This is a genomic window from Paracoccus methylovorus, from assembly GCF_016919705.1.
In the GTDB taxonomy this organism is placed as follows: Bacteria; Pseudomonadota; Alphaproteobacteria; order Rhodobacterales; family Rhodobacteraceae; genus Paracoccus; species Paracoccus methylovorus.
In genome coordinates this window covers 86,098-105,298 of the sequence record NZ_CP070369.1, presented here as the reverse complement: position 1 = coordinate 105,298, position 19,201 = coordinate 86,098, and the positions used below count along the sequence as shown (strand labels likewise).

The 19,201-nt window shown below is 65.4% G+C and carries 19 protein-coding genes; 3 read left to right on the top strand and 16 right to left on the bottom strand.

All coding sequences use genetic code 11. The annotated features are described in order from the left end of the window. Nucleotides 1-15: 15 nt before the first annotated feature. Complete coding sequence (locus JWJ88_RS11405; RefSeq protein WP_240200252.1) at nucleotides 16-1,572, bottom strand: MDR family MFS transporter; 1,557 nt, start codon at nucleotides 1,570-1,572, stop codon at nucleotides 16-18. 112 nt (nucleotides 1,573-1,684) lie between these two features. Here JWJ88_RS11405 and JWJ88_RS11400 point away from each other — a divergent pair, with 112 nt between their 5' ends. Continuing rightward, nucleotides 1,685-2,212, top strand: coding sequence for a MarR family winged helix-turn-helix transcriptional regulator (locus JWJ88_RS11400; RefSeq protein WP_240200251.1), 528 nt, complete (start codon nucleotides 1,685-1,687; stop codon nucleotides 2,210-2,212). Nucleotides 2,213-2,224: 12 nt separating this feature from the next. Here the strand turns inward: JWJ88_RS11400 and JWJ88_RS11395 are convergent, their stop codons facing one another. The 14 genes from JWJ88_RS11395 to JWJ88_RS11330 all read right to left on the bottom strand — a co-directional run bounded on the left by JWJ88_RS11395 (nucleotide 2,225) and on the right by JWJ88_RS11330 (nucleotide 15,671). Further along, nucleotides 2,225-3,034, bottom strand: coding sequence for an alpha/beta hydrolase (locus JWJ88_RS11395; protein ID WP_205295468.1), 810 nt, complete (start codon nucleotides 3,032-3,034; stop codon nucleotides 2,225-2,227). 10 nt (nucleotides 3,035-3,044) lie between these two features. Further along, entirely contained in the window at nucleotides 3,045-3,734 is a 690-nt protein-coding gene (locus JWJ88_RS11390; RefSeq protein WP_205295467.1) for an ABC transporter ATP-binding protein, read from the bottom strand. Continuing rightward, complete coding sequence (locus JWJ88_RS11385; protein ID WP_205295466.1) at nucleotides 3,731-4,495, bottom strand: ABC transporter ATP-binding protein; 765 nt, start codon at nucleotides 4,493-4,495, stop codon at nucleotides 3,731-3,733. The genes JWJ88_RS11390 and JWJ88_RS11385 overlap by 4 nt, the downstream gene beginning before the upstream one ends. Continuing rightward, the gene (locus JWJ88_RS11380; RefSeq protein WP_205295465.1) at nucleotides 4,488-5,480 is read right to left on the bottom strand and encodes a branched-chain amino acid ABC transporter permease; all 993 of its coding nucleotides are present in this window, start codon (nucleotides 5,478-5,480) and stop codon (nucleotides 4,488-4,490) included. Before JWJ88_RS11380 ends, JWJ88_RS11385 begins: the two co-directional genes overlap by 8 nt. Nucleotides 5,481-5,482: 2 nt before the next feature. Next, nucleotides 5,483-6,394: a branched-chain amino acid ABC transporter permease gene (locus JWJ88_RS11375; protein ID WP_205295586.1), complete on the bottom strand. Its 912-nt coding sequence runs from the start codon at nucleotides 6,392-6,394 to the stop codon at nucleotides 5,483-5,485. A gap of 70 nt (nucleotides 6,395-6,464) precedes the next feature. Beyond that, nucleotides 6,465-7,610 (bottom strand): ABC transporter substrate-binding protein, encoded by a 1,146-nt coding sequence (locus JWJ88_RS11370; protein WP_205295464.1) that lies wholly within the window; start codon nucleotides 7,608-7,610, stop codon nucleotides 6,465-6,467. Nucleotides 7,611-7,707: 97 nt separating this feature from the next. Then, the gene (locus JWJ88_RS11365; protein ID WP_205295463.1) at nucleotides 7,708-9,348 is read right to left on the bottom strand and encodes an AMP-binding protein; all 1,641 of its coding nucleotides are present in this window, start codon (nucleotides 9,346-9,348) and stop codon (nucleotides 7,708-7,710) included. A gap of 65 nt (nucleotides 9,349-9,413) precedes the next feature. Beyond that, the gene (locus JWJ88_RS11360) at nucleotides 9,414-9,809 is read right to left on the bottom strand and encodes a RidA family protein (protein ID WP_205295585.1); all 396 of its coding nucleotides are present in this window, start codon (nucleotides 9,807-9,809) and stop codon (nucleotides 9,414-9,416) included. Continuing rightward, nucleotides 9,802-10,221 (bottom strand): acyl-CoA thioesterase, encoded by a 420-nt coding sequence (locus JWJ88_RS11355; RefSeq protein ID WP_205295462.1) that lies wholly within the window; start codon nucleotides 10,219-10,221, stop codon nucleotides 9,802-9,804. The genes JWJ88_RS11360 and JWJ88_RS11355 overlap by 8 nt, the downstream gene beginning before the upstream one ends. After that, a complete protein-coding gene (locus tag JWJ88_RS11350) occupies nucleotides 10,218-11,351 on the bottom strand; it encodes an acyl-CoA dehydrogenase family protein (protein ID WP_205295461.1) in 1,134 nt (377 codons plus the stop codon). The genes JWJ88_RS11355 and JWJ88_RS11350 overlap by 4 nt, the downstream gene beginning before the upstream one ends. Before the next feature lie 54 nt (nucleotides 11,352-11,405). Further along, nucleotides 11,406-12,218, bottom strand: coding sequence for an enoyl-CoA hydratase family protein (locus JWJ88_RS11345; protein WP_205295460.1), 813 nt, complete (start codon nucleotides 12,216-12,218; stop codon nucleotides 11,406-11,408). Continuing rightward, nucleotides 12,215-12,652 (bottom strand): MarR family winged helix-turn-helix transcriptional regulator, encoded by a 438-nt coding sequence (locus JWJ88_RS11340; protein ID WP_205295459.1) that lies wholly within the window; start codon nucleotides 12,650-12,652, stop codon nucleotides 12,215-12,217. The genes JWJ88_RS11345 and JWJ88_RS11340 overlap by 4 nt, the downstream gene beginning before the upstream one ends. Next, the gene (locus JWJ88_RS11335; protein WP_205295458.1) at nucleotides 12,649-13,389 is read right to left on the bottom strand and encodes an SDR family NAD(P)-dependent oxidoreductase; all 741 of its coding nucleotides are present in this window, start codon (nucleotides 13,387-13,389) and stop codon (nucleotides 12,649-12,651) included. Before JWJ88_RS11335 ends, JWJ88_RS11340 begins: the two co-directional genes overlap by 4 nt. Next, nucleotides 13,386-15,671 (bottom strand): bifunctional salicylyl-CoA 5-hydroxylase/oxidoreductase, encoded by a 2,286-nt coding sequence (locus JWJ88_RS11330; protein ID WP_205295457.1) that lies wholly within the window; start codon nucleotides 15,669-15,671, stop codon nucleotides 13,386-13,388. The genes JWJ88_RS11335 and JWJ88_RS11330 overlap by 4 nt, the downstream gene beginning before the upstream one ends. 138 nt (nucleotides 15,672-15,809) lie before the next feature. On the opposite strand from JWJ88_RS11330, the gene JWJ88_RS11325 reads away from it, so the two are divergent. Beyond that, the gene (locus JWJ88_RS11325) at nucleotides 15,810-16,925 is read left to right on the top strand and encodes a 3-hydroxyacyl-CoA dehydrogenase (protein WP_205295456.1); all 1,116 of its coding nucleotides are present in this window, start codon (nucleotides 15,810-15,812) and stop codon (nucleotides 16,923-16,925) included. A gap of 15 nt (nucleotides 16,926-16,940) precedes the next feature. Here JWJ88_RS11325 and metB read toward each other — a convergent pair whose 3' ends face one another. Beyond that, nucleotides 16,941-18,098 carry a cystathionine gamma-synthase gene (gene metB / locus JWJ88_RS11320; RefSeq protein WP_205295455.1) on the bottom strand — a complete coding sequence of 386 codons (1,158 nt, stop codon included), beginning with the start codon at nucleotides 18,096-18,098 and terminating at the stop codon, nucleotides 16,941-16,943. Between the two features lie 198 nt (nucleotides 18,099-18,296). Between metB and JWJ88_RS11315 the strand changes: the two genes are divergently transcribed. Next, nucleotides 18,297-19,175, top strand: a complete 879-nt coding sequence (locus JWJ88_RS11315) for a LysR family transcriptional regulator (RefSeq protein WP_205295454.1) — start codon at nucleotides 18,297-18,299, stop codon at nucleotides 19,173-19,175. Nucleotides 19,176-19,201: the final 26 nt, after the last annotated feature.

The window sequence follows — 19,201 nt, the reverse complement described above, 5'->3', positions numbered from 1 at the left end:
GCAGTCTGCAAATACCTAGCCCGCACGCGCGACGGAGGTGCCCAGTTCGGCGCGGACGCTGTCCGAAGGCTGCGCCGGTTGGTTCGGCGCCAACAGCACCGGGCGCAGCGCCGCCGCCGCCAGCAGTCCCACCGCCGCCACGCCGACGGCCGCCAGATAAACCCAGCTAAAAGCATCGCGGAAGGTCGCCGAAACCGCCTCGCGCACAGATGGAGCCAATGCCGCCATGCGCTCGGGCGTCATCTCGGCCAGCTTGCCCGCACCTTGAACCGTAGCGTGCATCAGCCGATCCGACAAAATCGCGCCGTAGATCGAGATCGCCAGCGATGCGCCCCCCATCCGTGTCAGCGTCACCGCCCCGGTTGCCGCGCCCACATCCGCGCGCGGGGCCGAGATCTGCGCGCCGATCACCGGCCCCTGCTGGCCCAGACCAATGGCCATGCCCTGCCCCATCAGCAGCACCGCCACCACCCAGAAGGGCGCATGCAGCGGCAGGACGGACAGGCCCAGCAGGCAGCACATCGCCAGACACAGGCCCAGCACCATCCAAGGCTTGTAACGTCCGGTGGTCGAGATCAGCCGCCCCGCCGTCAGCGACCCCATGGTAATGCCTCCGGTCACGGCGATGAAGAACAGCCCGGCCGAAGCCGGTGAAAGGCCGGTGGTCATCTGCAAGAACAGCGCATGATAATTGACCATGCCGATGGCGATGCCGCCGCTGGTCGCCCCGACAATCAGCAGCAGCGCAAAGTTGCGATCCCCGAACAGGTGCAGCGGGATGATCGGCTCGGGCGCCCGGCGTTCGATCCGCAGCCACAGCGCCAGCGCCACGACCGAAATCACCGGCAGCGCCAGCGCAGGGGCCGCGGTCAGCGAACCGAACAGCGACTGGCTGTCGGCCCACAAGACGATGCCCGCGATCGCCACCGCCAGCGTCAGCGCGCCAAGATAGTCGATCCGGGGCTGCCGTTCGGGCCGCCGATAGGGCAAAAGCAACAGCAGCCCCACCAGCGCCACCGCTCCGATCGGCAGGTTGACCAGAAAGATCGAACGCCAGCCCAGATACTGGCTCATCGTGCCGCCCAGCGTCGGCCCGACCGAACCCGAGGCCATCAGCACAAGGCTGGAAAAGCTTTGATAACGCGCCCGCTCTCGCGGTTCGAACAGATCGGCGTTGATCGAAAAGATCGACACCATGATCCCGCCCGCGCCCAGCCCCTGAAAGGCACGCGCCGCGATCAGGCTTTCCATCGACCATGCAAGCCCGCAGACGACCGAGCCCAGCGTGAACAGCGCCACCGCAAACATCATCACATATTTGCGCCCGAACAGATCGCCCAGCTTGCCATAGACCGGCATGATCGCGCTTTGCGCCAGAAGATAGGCCGAGCCGACCCAGCCGAACCGCTCGATCGCGCCGAACTCGCCCACGATGGTCGGCAGCGCGGTCGAGACGACCTGGTTGTCCAGCGACGCCATGAACATGGAAAGCATCAGGAAGCAGAAGATCACCTTGCGACGGCGATGGCTGAGACCAAGACCCACGGGGCCGGGTTGCATTTGCTGGGACATGGGCCGAAAACCTGACTGGGCCCGAACACCGTCGCGGGCTGTGTTTGCATTGCGCAATATGTGCGGATAGCATATATGTGTCAAGCGCACGTATATGCGAGAGGAAGAGCTGATGCAAGAAGCCGGCAGGATGGCCGGGATCGACCGGATATCGTCCTCGATGGGGCGGTTCCGCATGCTGATCGGACGACGGGTGATCGGCCGGCTGGCGCTGCGGAATGTCGCGCCGATGCTGGATGTGTCGGACCTGGACGTGCTCGGCCTGGTGCCTCAGCGACCTGTCAGCGGCGACAACCACCCTGCGGCCGAAGTCTCGGTCGGCGACATTGCGCGTCAGTTACGGATCGACCCTTCGCGCGCCAGTCGTCTGGTGGCAGAGTTGGTGCGGCAGGGTTTTCTGATTCGCGCCGTCTCGCAGCAGGATGCGCGCCGTGCCGTGCTACAGCGCAGCGATACGGGCGACCATATCTTTGCCGAGATCCAACGGGTAAAGTTCGAAATGATCCGCGAAATCGTCGGCGACTGGCCCGACGAACGGCTTGCCCGCTTTGCCGGGGATTTCGACAGTTTCACCCAGGCGCTGGAGGCGTGGCGGACCCACAACGACGCATGCCAAGGCGGCGCGCGCGACCCGTCATAGCCCGCGCGCTGTCTACCCGCCCAAGCGGGCCAGCGCCGTCAACTGCACCCCCTGCGGGTCGGCCAGATCGTCCAGCACCTGAAAATGATCGCAGCCGGAGACATGCAGCAAAGTCGCGCGCTCACCCGCTTGCCGGCAGGTTTCGGCATAGTCCCGCGATTGCCGGATCAGCTCGGGCAGTTCATCCGCGCCGACCGCGATCAGCATGGGCGGGCCTGCGGCGATATTGCGTTGCGGGCTGCAGGCGGCGACCTCGGCCTCGGTCAGTTGCAGCTTGTCGTTCAACTCGCCCAGACGGATGGGTTCAAGATCGAACAGCCCGCTGATCGCCAGCACCTTGCCCACCACGGGGTGGCCGCAATGCATGGCGGCCAGATGACCGCCGGCGGAATGTCCGGCCAGACACAGCGGCCGCCCGGCAAGCTGCGGCGCAAGATGGTCCAGCAAAAGCCCGATCTCGGCCACGATCTGCGTCATGCCGGCCTGCGGCGCCAGCGTGTATTCCGCAAGGATGACATCATGGCCCTGCGCCAGCGGACCCACAGCGCAAAAGGCGAAATCCTCCTTGACGCAATGTTGCCAATAGCCGCCGTGGAGAAAGACAAAAACCGGCGCATCGGGCTGGCCGCATGAAATCCAGTCATAGGTCTGGCGCAGGCCCGGACCATAGTGCAGGTCCCGCCGGCAGTCCCGCGCGGCATAAAGCGCGTCGCTGCGGGCGCGGTAATCCCGCATCAAGCCCGGAAAATCTGCCAACCGGCCGGTATTGCTGTAGGCCGTGTCCAGTTCGGCCCGGTTCATGCCGCGATAGATGGTTGCCACCCCAGCCTCCTTATACACCCAGATAGCGGTCGGTCAGTTCAGGGGTCAGCGCGGCCATCCCGCCCTGCCAGACCGTCGCGCCGCGTTCGAGGATGACCGCACGGTCGGCGACCGATGCGATCTCGCGCAGCGATTTGTCCACCAGCAGGATCGACAGCCCCTCGGCCTTGAGCCGGCGCACGCCTTCCCAGATTTCTTGCCGCACCACGGGGGCAAGCCCCTCGGTTGCCTCGTCCAGAATAAGCAGGCGCGGGTTGGTCATCAGCGCCCGCCCGATGGCCAGCATCTGCTGTTCCCCCCCCGACAGCGTGCGCGACACCTGACCCATCCGCTCTTGCAGGCGGGGAAACAGGGCGCAGACACGGGCCATGTCCCAAGGTCCGGGCCGGGCGGCAACGGTCAGGTTTTCGGCCACGGTCAGTGGGGCGAAGCAGCGCCGCCCCTCGGGGACCAGACCGACGCCCAGCCGCGCCACCTTGGGCGCCGTCAAGCCCGCCACATCCCGGCCGGCAAAGCGCAGGTTGCCGCCGGAATGCGGCATCAGGCGGCTGATGCAGCGGATCGTCGTGGTCTTGCCCATGCCATTGCGACCCATCAGGGCCACCACCTCGCCTTCATCCATGTCCAGCGAGATGCCGAACAGCGCCTGCACCGCGCCGTAAGCGGCGGTGACGTCGCCAAGCTCTAGCAGGCGGGTCATGCGTCCTCTCCCAGATAGGACCGGCGTACCTCGGGGTTGGCGCGGATTTCGGCCACGCTGCCGGTGGCGATGATCCGGCCATAGACCAGAACCGAGATGCGGTCGGCCAGCGCAAAGACCGCGTCCATGTCATGTTCGACCAGCAGAATGGGCGCCTCGGCGCGCAGTTCGGACAGGATGGCGGTCAGTTGCCGGCCGCCCTCCAGCCCCATGCCCGCCATCGGCTCGTCCAGCAGAAAGGCGCGCGGGCGCATGGCCAGCGCCATCGCGATCTCCAGCTTGCGGCGTTCGCCATGCGACAGTTTCGCGGCGGGGACCAGATGCCGCCCGGCCAGCCCCGCCTGCTCGATATGGAACATCGCGGGTTCGGTCAGCTTGCGGTCGGCCAGCGCCGGCAGGTGAAAGCGGAACACCGCGCCGCTGGCCCCCGCAACGGCCAGCATGACATTCTGCAGCACGGTAAAATCCGGGATCACGGACGACACCTGAAAGCTGCGCGCCAGCCCCAGCCGCGCCCGCGCCGCCGCGTCCAGTGCGTCGATCACCTGCCCCTCGAAGCGGATCGAGCCGCTGTCGGGACGGATCTCGCCCACGATCTGCTTGATGAGCGTGGACTTTCCGGCACCGTTGGGACCGATCAGCGCGTGGATTTCGCCGGGCCGCAGGTCAAGGCTGACATCGTCGGTCGCCACCAACGCACCAAAGGATTTGCGCAGCGAGCGGATTTCCAGAATCGGTTCGTTCAGCTTGGGTTCAGGCATTGCGGCCCCTCCGCGTGACGATGCCGATCAAGCCGCCCGGCGCGAACAGGACGATGGCCAGCAGCAACAATCCCAAAAGCGCCTGCCAGTAATCGCTGATGCCGCCCAGCACCTGCTCCAGCAGGATAAAGATCGCGGCCCCCGCGACGGGCCCGCACAGCCGCCCCACCCCGCCAAGGATGACAAACACCATGATCTCGCCCGACATATGCCACGACAGCATGGACGGGCTGACGAAGCGGTTGAGATCGGCGTAAAGCGACCCCGCCAGCCCGACGATCATGCCCGACAGCACAAAGGCGGTCAGCCGGATCGCATAGGGACGGATGCCGACCGCGACGGTCCGCTGGCTGTTCTGCCGCGCCGCCTGCAACGTCAGGCCAAAGCGCGACTGCGTCACCACGGCGGTAAAGACCAGCGCAATGGCCAGCAGCGCCGCGCAAATGGTGAAATACTGCAGCGGCGCAAAGGTGTTCAGGCCGGGGAAGGTATTGCGGACGTAAAAGCTCAGCCCGTCTTCGCCGCCGTATCGCGGCCAGCTTATGGCGAAATAGTAAAGCATCTGCGCAAAGGCCAGCGTCACCATGATGAAATAGACGCCCGAGGTGCGCAGGCTCAGCGCCCCGATGACCAGCGCCGCCAGACCCGCCGCCAGCATCGCCATCGGCCAGATGCCCAGCATCTCGTTACTGCCCATGACGGTGAATGGCAGGCTGGTGACTGGGGTGCCCAGGCTGGCATGGCTGGCAAAGATCCCGGTCACATAGCCGCCGATGCCGAAAAACGCCGCATGCCCGAAAGAGATCAGCCCGCCGTAACCAAGCGCAAGGTTCAGCCCGACCCCGGCCAGACCAAAGATCGCGGCCTTGGTCGCCAGCGTGACGGTAAAGCCGTCGCCCATCAGTTGCGCCCCGACTGCGGTGGCGACCAGCAGGCCAAAGATAATCAGGTTGATGGCCGTGTCGCGGTTCAATGTCTGTCGCATGGTCACGCCCTTGCCCCGAAAAGTCCCTGCGGCCGCAGGATCAGCACCACCGCCATCAGGATATAGATCAGCATCGAGGCCAGAGAGGCCCCGATGGTATTGGCGCTGGAGGTGTCCAGAACGCGGGCGAACAGCCCCGGCAGCAGCGCCTTGCCCAGCGTATCGGTCATGCCGACCAACAACGCGCCCACAAGCGCCCCCTTGATCGACCCGATGCCGCCGATCACCACCACGACAAAGGCCAGGATCAGCACCGGCTCTCCCATGCCGACCTGCACCGACTGCATGGAGCCGACCAAGGCGCCGGCAAAGCCCGCCAAGGCCGCGCCAAGCGCGAAGACGATAGTGTAAAGCCGGGCAATATCGACGCCAAGCGCGCCGATCATCTCGCGGTCCGCCTCTCCGGCGCGGATACGGATGCCCAGCCGGGTGCGGGTGATAAGCCACCACAGCCCGACCGCCACCGCCGCGCCAAAGCCGATGATGACCAGCCGGAACAGCGGATAATGCAGCCCACCCGGCAGCACGACCGCGCCCGAAAGCGTGGGCGGCAGCGTCAGATACAGCGGGAAAGAGCCGAAAAGCCAGCGCGTGCCCTCGGAAAACACCAGGATCAGCGCGAATGTGGCCAGCACCTGATCCAGATGGTCGCGCGCATACAGCCGCCGGATCACCACCATTTCAACCAGCGCGCCCGCTGCGGCGGCGGCCACCAGACTGGCCGCCAGCCCCAGCCAGAACGAGCCGGTGGCTGCCGCCACCGCCGCACAGGCGAAGGCGCCGAACATGTAAAGCGAACCATGGGCAAGGTTGATCAGCCCCATGACGCCAAAGACCAGGGTCAGCCCGGCGGCCATCAGAAACAGCATCATCCCGTATTGCAGGCCGTTGAGCGCCTGCTCGGCCAGAAGCATCACCGCTTTTTCTCCCGAATTGCCGGACTGGGGGTGGGCCGGACATCGCCGGCCCGGTTCTCAGCGCAGCCTACATCTTGCACTGTTCGGCATAGGCGTCGCCGTGATCGGCCATGGCCGGAGCGATGATCTTGTTGGTCAGCACGTCACCCTCTTTGACCACCTCGCGGACGTAATAGTCCTGAATCGGATGCTGGTTGGGGCCAAAGCTGAACTTGCCGCGCACGCTGGGAAAATCAGCCTCGGCCAATGCGGCGCGGAAGGCATCGGCGTCCTGCACATCCGCCTTGGCGATGGCCGACAGCAGCAGGTTCGCGGTGTCATAGGCCTGTGCCGCGTAAAGCGACGGCAGACGGCCATATTCGGCCTGGAAGGTTTCGACAAAGGCCGCGTTGGCCGCGTTGTCCAGATCCTTGGACCATTGCGCGGTGTTCTTGACGCCAAGCGCGGCATCGCCCACGGCGGGCAGGATGTCCTGGCTGAAGCTGAAGGCGGGGCCGATCACCTGCTTGCCCACGCCGGATTCGGCATATTGCTTCATGAAGGCGATGCCCATGCCGCCCGGCAGGAAGAAGAACACCGCATCGGCGTCGCTGTTGCGGATCTGGGCGATCTCGCCGGCGTAATCGGTCTGGCCGACCTGGGTATAGATCTCGTTGACCACCTCGCCCTTATAGTAGCGCTTGAAGCCCGCCAGCGAATCCTGCCCGGCAGGATAGTTCGGCGCCATGATGAACACCTTGCCGATACCGGCATCCGTGGCATAGGCACCCGCCGCCTCGTGCAGGTTGTCGTTCTGATACGAGACCGAGAAATATTTCGGATTGCAGCCCGCCCCGGCCAGTTGCGAGGGCGCGGCATTGGTCGAAAGATAGAATTTGCCCTGCCCGACCGCCGCCGGCACCACCGCCATGGCAAGGTTCGACCAGACGATGCCGGTCAGGACGTCCACCTGTTCGGACTGGATCATCTTGTCGGCGATCTGCACGGCGACATCGGGTTTTTGCTGGTCGTCCTCGATCACCAGTTCGACCGACTTACCGGCGTCGCCCGCGTTTTTCAGCGCCAGCAGAAAGCCGTCGCGCGTATCGACGCCCAGCCCCGCACCACCGCCCGACAGCGTCGTGATCATCCCGACCTTGACGCCCTCGGCCTGAGCGGCCCCGGCAAGGGCCAAAGCGGCCGTGCCGCAGATCAGCAGCCTTTTCAGTTTCATGACAAACTCCCTGTTGTATGCGCGACTATTCGTCGCATTTTTTTATGATGTGGTCACGGGCTGCAACGGCTTTCGCGCATCAGCCCGCAAGCCGTGGTCACGTCCGCCCTTCCAGCAGGCGGAAACGCTGGATCTTACCGCTTTCCGTCTTGGGAAGGGCATCGGTAAACACCACGCTGCGCGGATATTTGAACGGCGCGATGACGGATTTGACGTGGTCCTGCAGGTTCTTCGCCATCAGCTCGTCCGCCTCGGAGCCGGGGCGCAGCACGACATGCGCCTCGACGATCTGGCCGCGATCGTCCGAGGGCGCACCGACCACCGCGCATTCCAGCACGTCGGGATGCGACAGCAGCGCGGCCTCGACCTCGGGACCGGCGATGTTGTAGCCGGCCGAGACGATGATGCCGTCGGTGCGGGCGGCAAAGTGGAAATGCCCGCCCTCGTCGCGCCAAAAGCTGTCGCCGGTCAGGTTCCAGCCGTCCTGCACATAGGCCTGCTGCTTTTTCGGGTCGGACAGATAGCGGCAGCCGACCGGGCCACGAACCGCCAGCCGCCCCGTCTCGCCCGGGGGCAGTTCATGCCCGTCGGGGCCGATGATCTTTGCCTCATACCCTTGCACCGGACGGCCTGTGCAGGCCGGGCGACTGTCGCCCAGCCTGTTGGTCAGGAAGATATGCAGCATCTCGGTCGAGCCGATGCCATCCAGCATCGGCTTGCCGGTCTTGGCCATCCATTCCTCATAGACCGGGCCTGGCAACGTCTCGCCCGCGGAAACGGCGATGCGCAGGCTGGACAGGTCCGCGCCCTCGTCCATGGCGCGCATCATCACCCGATAGGCGGTCGGTGCGGTAAAGCAGATGGTGGCGCGGTATTTCTGGATGATCTCGATCATATGCGGGGGTGCGGCGTTTTCCAGCAGCGCCGCCGAGGCGCCGAACCGCAGCGGAAACACCGCCAACCCGCCCAGCCCAAAGGTAAAGGCCAGGGGCGGAGAGCCTACGAACACGTCCTCGGGCTGCACCTGCAACACCTCGCGCGCATAGCCGTCGGCAATGATTAGAAGGTCGCGGTGAAAATGCATGGTCGCCTTGGGCTCGCCCGTGGTGCCCGAGGTAAAGCCCAGCAACGCCACGTCATCGCGGCCCGTACGCACCGCGTCGAAGCGCACCGGCTGGGACAGGGCGGCGCGGTCCAGTTCGGCATCGTGGTTCGCCGTCCCGTCAAAGCCCACCACGGTTTTCAGATAGCGGCTGTCTTTCGCGGCCAGCGTCAGCTCGTCCATCAGCCTTGTGTCGCAAAGTGCGTGGCTGACCTGCGCCTTGTCGATGATCTTGGACAGTTCGCCGGCGCGCAGCATCGGCATGGTGTTGACAACCACCGCGCCCGCCTTGGTCGCCGCCAGCCAACACGCCACCATGGCCGGGTTGTTGGCCGAGCGGATCAGGATCCGGTTGCCCGGCCGCACACCATAGTTTTCCACCAGCGCATGGGCGATGCGGTTGGTCCAGTCGGTCAGTTCCTTATAGCTGCGGATGCGGCCGTTGCCGATCAGCGCGATATGGTCGCCAAAGCCCTTTTCCACCATGCGGTCGGTCAGTTCGACCGCCGCGTTCAGATAGTCGGGATAGTCGAAACCCTCCAGCTTCAGCCGCGGCCAAAGCTCGGCCGGCGGCAGGTTGTCGCGCGCGAAGCTGTCGACATGCGCCGAGGGTCCAAGCGGCAGATTGCCTGTCATGTTAAGTCTCCCTGTTGGGCGGACAGGCATCTTTTCGTGCCTTGCCCGCAGACGCCTTGCCCCCGTCAGGCGGGGATCACGGCGGTTGCCTCGATCTCGACCTTGGCGCGGTCCTCGACCAGTGCCACGACCTGCACCAGCGCCATGGCCGGATAGTGTCGGCCGATGGTGTCCTTGTAGGCTTGGCCGATCCCCTTGAGCGCGCCAAGATATTCAGCCTTGTCAGTTACATACCACGTCAGGCGCACCAGATGTTCGGGGCGCGCGCCGGCCTCGGCCAGCAAGGCGACGATGGATTTCAGCGCCGTGCGGACCTGTTCGGCGAAATCGTCGGTTTCAAACTCCTGCTGGTCGTTCCAGCCGATCATGCCGCCGGTGAACACCATCCGTCCGGTCGCGGCGATCCCGTTGGAATAGCCCGGCGTCGCCTTCCAGCTTTTTGGATGCAGAACCTCATGCACCATCGTTTGCCTCCATGAACGCAATCATCTTTTGCCGGATCGCCTCGGGCCAGGGCGCAGCGCGACCGTCCGGCGTGACCCACACCAGGGTCGAGGTGCATTGCAGCTTGACCTGTCCGCCCGCAGTGGCGCGCTGCGCCAGCCGGGCGCTGGAGCGGCCGACATGCTGCACCTCAAGCGTGAATTCCAGCATCTCGCCCAGACGCGACACGGCCTGAAAACCGGCGTCGATCTGCACGGTCGGGACGGCGCATTTTTCTTCGACGTGGATGCGGGTAAAAGGATAGGCCAGCACATCGGCAAAGAAGTTCTCGATCACCGAGTTCAGCATCTCGAAATAGCGGGGGTAAAAGACGATCCCCGCTGGATCGCAGTGATTGAACTCAACCTGGATACGGCGCCGATAGGTCATGCCAGCACACTCCGCGCAATGACCACGCGCTGCACGTCGCTGGCGCCCTCATAGATGCGCAGGGCGCGGATGTCGCGGTAAAGCTCTTCGACCTTGGAGCCGTGGCGCACGCCGTCGCCGCCATGCAGTTGCAGCGCGGCGTCGATCACCTCTTGCGCGGCCTCGGTGGCGTAAAGCTTGGCCATCGCCGCCTCGCGCGTGATGCGCGCCGCACCCCCGTCCTTGGTCCAGGCGGCGCGATAGACCAGCAACGCCGCCGCATCGACCTTGAGCGCCATATCGGCCAGATGCCCCTGCACCATCTGGTAATCGGCCAGCATCCCGCCGCCCGCACGCGTCCGCTGCGCCCGCGCCAGCGCCTCATCCAGCGCGCGGCGCGCCATGCCAAGCGCCGCAGCCCCCACGGTGGCGCGGAACACGTCCAGCACGGACATGGCGATCTTGAACCCCTCGCCGGGCCGGCCGATCAGCGCCGCATCCGGCAGCACCACCCCATCCAGCGTCAGCCGCGCCAGAGGATGCGGGGCAATGACCTCGATCCGCTCGGCCACGGAAAGCCCCGCGCTATCGGCCGGCATCAGAAAGGCGGACAGGCCGCGCGCACCCGGCGCCTCGCCCGTGCGGGCAAAAACGACATAAAGATCGGCAATGCCACCGTTCGAGATATAGGTCTTTTCACCGCTCAGCCGCCAGCCGCCCTCGACCCGTTCAGCCAGTGTCGCCGTGCTGGCCACATCCGAGCCCGCGCCCGGTTCGGTCAGCGCGAAAGCCGCGATGGCCTGACCCGTGCGGGTCCGGTCCAGCCATTGCCGCTGCGTCGGCGTGCCGAACAGCGACACCGCGCCCATGCCCAGACCCTGCATGGCAAAGGCAAAATCGGCCAGCACATCGTGACGCGCCAGCGTCTCGCGGATCAGGCACAGGCTGCGCACATCCAGCACTTCGTCAGCACCAGCCCCAGTATGGCGCAGGAACCCCGCCCGACCCAGCGCCGCAACCAGACCCTTGCAGGCGGCATCGACATCGCCGTGATCGGCGGGCAGGTTCGCTGCGCACCAATCCTCCAGCGCAACCGCCAACTCGCGGTGGCGGGTCTCCAAAAACGGCCAGTCCAGAAAGCTCTTGTCCATCTTCCGTGTCCAAATATCCTCGGGGGTCCGGGGGCAGACAGCCCCCGGTGCGTTTCAGTCGCCCTTGAACACGGGCTTTTCCTTGGCCACGAAGGCACGATAGGCGCGCTCGAAATCGCGGGTCTGCATGCAGATCGCCTGCGCCTGCGCCTCGGCCTCGATGGCCTGCTCCAGCCCCATGTTCCATTCCTGGTTCAATTGCGTCTTGGTGATGCCATGGGCAAAGACCGGTCCCGCCGCCAGCCGCCGCGCCAAGGTCAGGGCCTCGGCCTCCAGCACCTCTGCCTCATGCAACCCGTTCCAGAAACCCCAGGCATGCCCTTCGCCGGCATTCATCACCCGGCCGGTGTAAAGCAGTTCCGCCGCCCGACCCTGCCCGATGATGCGCGGCAGCATGGCGCAGGCGCCCATGTCGCAGCCCGCCAGCCCGACGCGGGTGAACAGAAAGGCGCATTTCGCCTCTGGCGTCGCCAGCCGCAGGTCCGAGGCCATGGCCAGAATCGCACCCGCACCGACGCAGATCCCATCGACCGCCGCGATCACCGGCTTGCCGCAGCCGATCATCGCCTTGACCAGATCCCCGGTCATGCGGGTAAAGGCAAGAAGCCCTTTCATATCCAGCCCGACCAGTGGGCCGATGATGTCATGCACATCCCCGCCCGAGCAGAAATTCCCCCCGTTCGAGGCCAGCACCACGACATCCACGTCGCTGGCATAGACCAGTGCGCGAAAGGTGTCGCGCAGCTCTGCATAGCTGTCGAAGGTCAGCGGATTTTTCCGATCAGGGCGGTTCAGGCGGATCACGGCGATGCGGTCCTGCATCTCCCAGATGAAATGTTGCGGCTTCATGCCGGCCAGCTTGGTCATTTTGCGACCCCCATGCGTTTCAATATCTCGGTCAACAGGTCGATGTCCTCTTCGCCCAGACCGGCGAAGATACGGTTCACCTCGGCCTCATGATCGACGGCCAATCCTTCGAACACGGCCAGCCCCTCGGGCGTCAGCGCGACCAGCACCGTGCGCCTGTCGGTTTCCGAGGGCGTGCGCCGCGCCAGCCCGTCCTTTTCCAGCCGGTCCACCACGGCGGTCGCATTGCCGTTCGACACCAGCAGCATCCGCGACAGCTCGGTCATGGTGATGCCCTCGCGCCGGCGATAAAGCGCGGCCATCACATCGAAACGCGGCAGCGTGGTGTCATGCCGGACCCGCAGGAATTCGCGCAATTCACCCTCGGCAGCGCGGGTCACGCCCAGCAGGCGTATCCACAGCTTGAGCCGGCGCTTGGATAGGGGATCGGTCATGTCTCGCCCCCCGCGATGGCGATGGCTTGGCCGTTGATCCCTTCGGCCCCCGGCGCGCTAAGCCACAGCGCCGCCGCGCTGACCTCGCGCGGCTGGATCAGCCGGCCTTGCGGATTGGTCGCGGTCAGGGCGGCCAGCGCCTGATCCCGGCTTTTGCCGGTCTTTTCCATGATGGTGGCGATGGAGCGTTCGGTCATTTCGGTATCCAGAAATCCGGGGCACAGGGCATTGACCGTCACCGGCCCCCTTGCCACCTCCTGCGCCAGCGACCGCACCAGCCCGACAACGCCATGCTTGGCCGCCGCATAGGGCGCGACATAGGCATAGCCCTTCAACCCGGCGGTCGAGGCCACCGCGATCAGCCGGCCCCAGCCCGAAAACTGCGCCAACCCTTCGCGGAAGGTCAGGAAGGTGCCGGTCAGGTTGACTGCCAGCATGGCATTCCAGTCCTGCAGACTGACCCGGCCAAGGGGCGCGCTGTCGGCCGCCCCGGCATTGGCGATGACGATGTCGCAGGGGCCGGCTTCGGCAAACATCGCCGTGACGCTGGCCTCGTCGGTCACATCCGCCTGCACGGCGCGGGCCCCCGGCAGGCTTTCGGCCACCGCCCGCAGAAGGTCCAGCCGGCGACCCGCAACAACCACCGCTGCGCCGGCCGAGGCAAATGCCTGCGCCAGATCGGCCCCGACACCGCTGCCGCCGCCGGTAATCAATACGCGCTTGCCCGCGACCGTCATGCCCGGATCGCCTCTTGCGCCCGGCTTTGCAGCCGCGCCGCCTGATCGCGCCCGGCCAGATAGGGCAAGGGCCATGCCGCCGCCCTGTCCCCGGCCTCGATGCCGGCGTGCAGCGTCCAATAGGGATCGGCCAGATGCGGACGGGCAAGGCAGACCAGATCCGCCCGGCCGGCCAGCAGAATGCCGTTCACCTGATCCGCCTCGGTGATATTACCCACGGCCATGGTGGCCAGCCCGGCTTCGTTGCGGATGCGATCACTGAACGGGGTCTGGAACATCCGCCCATAGACCGGGCGCGCGCCAGTGCTGGTCTGGCCGGCCGAGACGTCGATGATATCGGCCCCCGCAGCGGCGAACAACCTGGCGATCTGGACGGCTTCTTCGGGGGTCACGCCATCATTCCCCACCCAATCGTTGGCCGAGATGCGCACCGACATCGGCTTTTCAGCCGGCCAGACGGCACGCATCGCGCCGAAGACCTCCAGCGGATAGCGCATGCGGTTTTCCAGACTGCCGCCGTATTCGTCGCCGCGCCGGTTCGACAGCGGCGAGATGAAGCTGGAGATCAGGTAACCATGCGCCGCGTGCAGTTCGACCATGTCGAACCCCGCGCGCGCCGCCATTTCGGTCGCGGCGACGAACTGGTCGCGCACCCTGTCCATGTCGTCACGGTCCATCGCCCTGGGCACGGCATTGCCGTCCTGCCATGCAATCGCGCTGGCGGAAAGCAGCGGCCAGTTGTCCTGCGCCAGCGGCCGGTCGGCGTCCTCCCACCCCAGTTGGGTCGAGCCTTTGCGCCCTGAATGGCCGATCTGCATGCAGATTTTCGCCCGAGTCTCGGCATGGGTGAAATCGACGATCCGCTTCCATGCCGCCTCATGCCCGGGCGCGTAAAGGCCGGGGCAGCCGGGGCTGATCCGGCCTTCGGGCGATACACAGGTCATCTCGGTATAAACCAGCCCGGCGCCACCCTTGGCGCGTTCGGCGTAATGGACAAGGTGCCAGTCCGTCGGGCAGCCGTCCACGGCCTTGTATTGCGCCATGGGCGAGACGACGACGCGGTTTTCCAGCACCATGTCGCGCAGCTTGAAGGGGGCGAACATCGGGCGCCGGCCCTTTTGCCCGCCGGCACGGCTCTGGAACCAGTCCTCGGCCTGCGCCAGCCATTCGGGATCGCGCAGGCGCAGGTTTTCGTGGCTGATGCGCTGGCTGCGGGTCAGCAGAGAATAGGCGAACTGCACCGGCTCCATGTCCAGATAACGCTCGACCTGCTCGAACCACTCCAGACTGTTGCGGGCGGCGGATTGCAGGCGCAGCACCTCGACCCGGCGTTCCTCTTGATAGCGTTCGAACGCACCTTCCATCGTCGGTTCGGAGTGCAGGTATTCGGCCAGCGCGATGGCGCTGTCGAAAGCCAGCCGCGAGCCCGAGCCGATCGAGAAATGCCCCGTCGCCGCCGCATCGCCCATCAGCACGACGTTTTCGTGATACCAGCGTTCGCAGATCACGCGGGGGAACTGGATCCAGACCGCCGAACCGCGCAGATGCGTGGCATTCGACATCAGCTCATGACCGCCCAGATGGCGTTCAAAGATCTTGCGGCAAGTCTCGACCGAATCCTCTTTCGACATGTCGGGGAAACCCAGCTTTTCCCAGGTTTCGGGCAGGGTCTCGACGATGAAGGTCGCGGTGTTGTCGTCGAACTGATAGACATGCGCCCAGACCCAGCCATGCTCGGTCCGCTCAAAGATGAAGGTAAAGGCATCGTCGAATTTCTGATGCGTGCCCAGCCAGATGAACTTGCACAGCCGCGTGTCGATATCGGGCTTGAAGACATCGGCGTATTCCGCGCGCACGACCGAGTTGATGCCGTCGCAGGCAACGACCAGATCGTAATCCTGCCGGTATTCCTCGGCCGATTTGAACACGGTCTCAAAGCGCAGATCGACGCCAAGTTCGCGGGCACGTTGCTGCAACAGGATCAGCATCTGCTTGCGGCCGATTCCGGCAAAGCCATGCCCGCCCGAGACGGTGCGTGCGCCGTCATGGACCACCGCGATATCGTCCCAATAGGCGAAATGCGACCGGATCGCCTGGGTGCTGACGGGATCGTTCTGCTGCATCCGCCCCAGCGCGTCGTCCGACAGCACCACGCCCCAGCCAAAGGTGTCGTTGGCCTTGTTGCGTTCCAGAACAGTGATCTGGTGCGACGGGTCGCGCAGCTTCATCGAAATGGCGAAATACAGTCCCGCCGGTCCGCCGCCCAAGCACAAGATCTTCATCGCTTACCTCCGCTGCCTTTCGGCCTGTTGGAAAAAATTGCCAGCGAATCGGATTCGTTTCAAGTTTAAAGTTTCAAGCTTGAAATAAATTCGGCATGCGGCATGATATGTCGGGGAAGCAAGGCGAGGTATCGGGACATGACCACCATTGCCGTGATCGGGCTGGGCACGATGGGTCTGGGCATCGTCCAGACTTATGCCGCAGCGGGCTTTGCGGTGCTGGCGACCGATGCGGTGGCCGGGGCGCGCGAAACCGCGCTGGACCGGCTGCGCGCCGGCCTTGCCCCGCGGGTTCAGGCCGGAAAGATGGCGCAAGACGATCTGGACGCCCTGCTGGCCCGCATCACCGTCGTGGCGGGACCCGAGGCGATGGGCCGTGCCGATCTGGCCATCGAAGCGGTGGTCGAGCGGATCGAGGTCAAGCGTGATCTGTTTGCCGCTTTGGAAAGGGTTGTTTCGCCCGATGCGGTGCTGGCAACCAATACCTCGTCACTGTCGGTGGCCGCCATGGCGCAGGGGCTGTCCCGCCCACAGCGCCTGCTGGGCCTGCATTTCTTTAATCCGGCGCCGGTGATGAAGCTGGTCGAGCTTGTGGCGCATCCTCATACCGGCACCGAGGCGCTGGACAAGGCTCGCCACCTGACCGAAGCCGCAGGCAAGACCGTAATCCCATGCCCCGACCGGCCCGGCTTTATCGTCAATCGCTGCGCCCGGCCGTTCTATGGCGAGGCGCTGGCACTGCTGGAGGAAGGCCGCAGCGCGTCGCAAATCGACGCGGCGATGCTGGCGGCAGGCTATCGGCTGGGTCCCTTGGGGCTGATCGATCTGGTCGGGGCCGACATCAATCTGGCCGCGACGGAAAGTCTGGCCGCAGCCATGGATCACCACCCGCGCTATCACGTCTTCGACGCGCTGCGGCGACAGGTCGACCGCGGCGATCTGGGGCGCAAGACCGGCAAGGGTTTTCTTTACCCTGACCAGCCCGGCCCCGCACCAAAGGATGCCGAGGACATCGTGTTGCGGATCGAGGCAACGCTGGTCAACGAGGCCGGCTGGCTGCTGGCCGAGGGCGGCACGACGCAGCAAGGCATCGACACGGCGCTGAAGCTGGGGTTGAACTTCCCCCGTGGCCCTTTTGAAATTCTCGCAGCGCATGGGCATGAACGGGTGCTGGACCAGTTGGCGCAGCTTGCCGCCGCCGCGCCGGCCCATCTGCACGGGCGCTATCAGCCCGCGCCTGTATTGGCGGGTTGATCCGGCGGGAACCCCTTAGATCGCGGCCAGACCTGCGCTTAGCCCAGCAAGCAGGTCGCGCGGGTCCTCAAGCCCCACCGACAGGCGCAGCAGGCCGTCGCCGATACCGGCGCTGTGCCGCGCCTCGGCCCCCATGCTGACATGCGTCATGGTCGCCGGATGGGCGATCAGGCTTTCCACCCCGCCCAGCGAATCGGCAAGGGTAAAGACCCTGACCGCCTCGACAAAGCGGCGCACGGCGGCAAGGCCGCCTTGCAGATCAAAGCTGAGCATGGCGCCAAAGCCGCGTTGCTGCCGCGTGGCAAGGGCATGGCCGGGATGATCCGGCAGGCCGGGATAATGCACCGCCGCCACCTCGGGCCGGTCGGCAAGGAACTGGGCCACAGCCATCGCGCTGGCCTGCTGCTGGGCGATGCGGGCGAACAGCGTGCGAATGCCGCGCAGGGTCAGAAAGGCATCGAAGGGCGAGCCGACGCTGCCGGTGATATTGGCCCATTCGGCCAGCGCCGCGGCGTCCTCGGACCGGGCGGCCACGACCGCGCCGCCCAGCACATCGGAATGACCGTTGAGATATTTGGTGGTGGAATGGACCACGAAATCCGCCCCAAGCAACAGCGGTTGCTGCAAGGCCGGCGACAGAAACGTATTGTCGACCGCCACCAATGTCCCTGCCTGATGCGCCTGCTCTGCAAGGGCAGCGATATCCGTCACCCGCATCAGCGGGTTACTGGGCGTCTCGATCAGCAACAGGGCCGGACGCTCGGCCAAAGCCGCGGCCATGGCGGCCGGATCGCCGGGATCGACCAGCGCCAGCCGGAACGCACCCCGGTCGCGCCGCGCCATCAGCAGCCGCTGGGTGCCGCCATAGCAGTCATGCGGGGCGACGATCAAAGCGCCGGGCGGCACCTGCGCCAGCAACAGGTCCAGCGCCGCCATGCCCGACGAGGTGACGACCGCGCCGGCGCCATGTTCCAGCCCTGCCAGCGTCTCGGCCAGCAGGTCGCGGCTGGGGTTGCCAGCGCGGGTATAGTCATAGCCACGCGTCTGGTCGAAGCCGGCAAAGGCATAGCTGGTGCTAAGATAGATCGGCGGCACAACGGCCCCGAAACGGTCACGGCCGCCGACGCCATGGGCGGCCGCGATGGTGCGGTCGCCGGGTTGATCCTCTGCCATCGCGGCCTCCATTTTTCCGGTCATTTCCGTTTAGCCATTGGGAAATATAACCGGCTATCGGCTGCGCTTCCATCGGCCCCGCCGCACCGTCCACGGAACGGCGGGAACCGGTCCTGTTCAGGCGCAAAATGGCATTCTGGCATCCGGCAAGCAAATTCATTATATTGCATTTATCAGCAATTATTTTGCACCTATTCCATGGACATCAATCAGGCCCGCACCTTTCTGGAGGTCGTGCATTCCGGCAGCTTCATCGCTGCCGCCGACCGGCTGAACATCACCCAGACCGCGGTCAGCGCCCGCATTCGCACGCTGGAGGAAAGTCTGGGCCGCCGCCTGTTCATCCGCAACAAGGCCGGCGCGCGGCTGACACCGGCGGGCGAGCGTCTGGTGCGCCACGCCGCCGCAATGCTGCAATTGTGGGAACGCGCGCGCCAACAGGTTGCCCTGCCCCCCGGTCGCAGCGGCGGCGTGCATCTGGGCGGCGAACTCAGCCTGTGGCATCCGCTGCTGGCCGACTGGCTGATCTGGATGCGTCGCGAATGTCCCGATATTGCCCTGCAGGCCGAGGTGGACAACCCCGCCAATCTGATGGCGCGCGTGCAAGATGGCTCGATGGACGTGGCGGTGCTGTACAATCCACCGCATGCGCCCAATCTGGTCAACGAACTTTTGGCCGAGGAAAAGCTGGTGCTGGTGACCAGCACCCCCGACCGGCGATTTCACCCCGAGGAATTCGTCTTTGTCGATTGGGGGCCCTATTTCGCTGCCAGTTTCGCGGCCTCGTTTCCTGAACTGGGCAGCCCGCCGGTATCGATCTCGCTGGGGCCGCTGGCGCTGACCTATCTGCTGAGCGTGGGCGGTTGCGGCTATTTCCGTATGGGCATTGTCCGACCATTCCTGACTGATGGCCGGCTGGCACTGGTGCCCGGAGCGCCGGAGTTTTCGCATTCCACGCATATGGTCTATGCCGAGCGTATCGAGGATACCGTGCTGGACCGGGTGCGGATCGGGCTGAAAAGCGTGGCGGCCGCGACGGTCAACCTGCAACAAACCACTGAGATATCCGCGCGATAAGCGACATGCCAGCGGCCCGGCCCGGA

What these genes read in the sequence shown, in the direction of transcription:
- JWJ88_RS11405 (WP_240200252.1), bottom strand. Translation starts at nt 1,572, where the DNA reads ATGTCCCAGCAAATGCAACCCGGCCCCGTGGGTCTTGGTCTCAGCCAT.
- JWJ88_RS11400 (WP_240200251.1), top strand. Translation starts at nt 1,685, where the DNA reads ATGCAAGAAGCCGGCAGGATGGCCGGGATCGACCGGATATCGTCCTCG.
- JWJ88_RS11390 (WP_205295467.1), bottom strand. Translation starts at nt 3,734, where the DNA reads ATGACCCGCCTGCTAGAGCTTGGCGACGTCACCGCCGCTTACGGCGCG.
- JWJ88_RS11385 (WP_205295466.1), bottom strand. Translation starts at nt 4,495, where the DNA reads ATGCCTGAACCCAAGCTGAACGAACCGATTCTGGAAATCCGCTCGCTG.
- JWJ88_RS11380 (WP_205295465.1), bottom strand. Translation starts at nt 5,480, where the DNA reads ATGCGACAGACATTGAACCGCGACACGGCCATCAACCTGATTATCTTT.
- JWJ88_RS11375 (WP_205295586.1), bottom strand. Translation starts at nt 6,394, where the DNA reads ATGCTTCTGGCCGAGCAGGCGCTCAACGGCCTGCAATACGGGATGATG.
- JWJ88_RS11370 (WP_205295464.1), bottom strand. Translation starts at nt 7,610, where the DNA reads ATGAAACTGAAAAGGCTGCTGATCTGCGGCACGGCCGCTTTGGCCCTT.
- JWJ88_RS11365 (WP_205295463.1), bottom strand. Translation starts at nt 9,348, where the DNA reads ATGACAGGCAATCTGCCGCTTGGACCCTCGGCGCATGTCGACAGCTTC.
- JWJ88_RS11355 (WP_205295462.1), bottom strand. Translation starts at nt 10,221, where the DNA reads ATGACCTATCGGCGCCGTATCCAGGTTGAGTTCAATCACTGCGATCCA.
- JWJ88_RS11350 (WP_205295461.1), bottom strand. Translation starts at nt 11,351, where the DNA reads ATGGACAAGAGCTTTCTGGACTGGCCGTTTTTGGAGACCCGCCACCGC.
- JWJ88_RS11345 (WP_205295460.1), bottom strand. Translation starts at nt 12,218, where the DNA reads ATGACCAAGCTGGCCGGCATGAAGCCGCAACATTTCATCTGGGAGATG.
- JWJ88_RS11340 (WP_205295459.1), bottom strand. Translation starts at nt 12,652, where the DNA reads ATGACCGATCCCCTATCCAAGCGCCGGCTCAAGCTGTGGATACGCCTG.
- JWJ88_RS11335 (WP_205295458.1), bottom strand. Translation starts at nt 13,389, where the DNA reads ATGACGGTCGCGGGCAAGCGCGTATTGATTACCGGCGGCGGCAGCGGT.
- JWJ88_RS11330 (WP_205295457.1), bottom strand. Translation starts at nt 15,671, where the DNA reads ATGAAGATCTTGTGCTTGGGCGGCGGACCGGCGGGACTGTATTTCGCC.
- JWJ88_RS11325 (WP_205295456.1), top strand. Translation starts at nt 15,810, where the DNA reads ATGACCACCATTGCCGTGATCGGGCTGGGCACGATGGGTCTGGGCATC.
- metB (WP_205295455.1), bottom strand. Translation starts at nt 18,098, where the DNA reads ATGGCAGAGGATCAACCCGGCGACCGCACCATCGCGGCCGCCCATGGC.
- JWJ88_RS11315 (WP_205295454.1), top strand. Translation starts at nt 18,297, where the DNA reads ATGGACATCAATCAGGCCCGCACCTTTCTGGAGGTCGTGCATTCCGGC.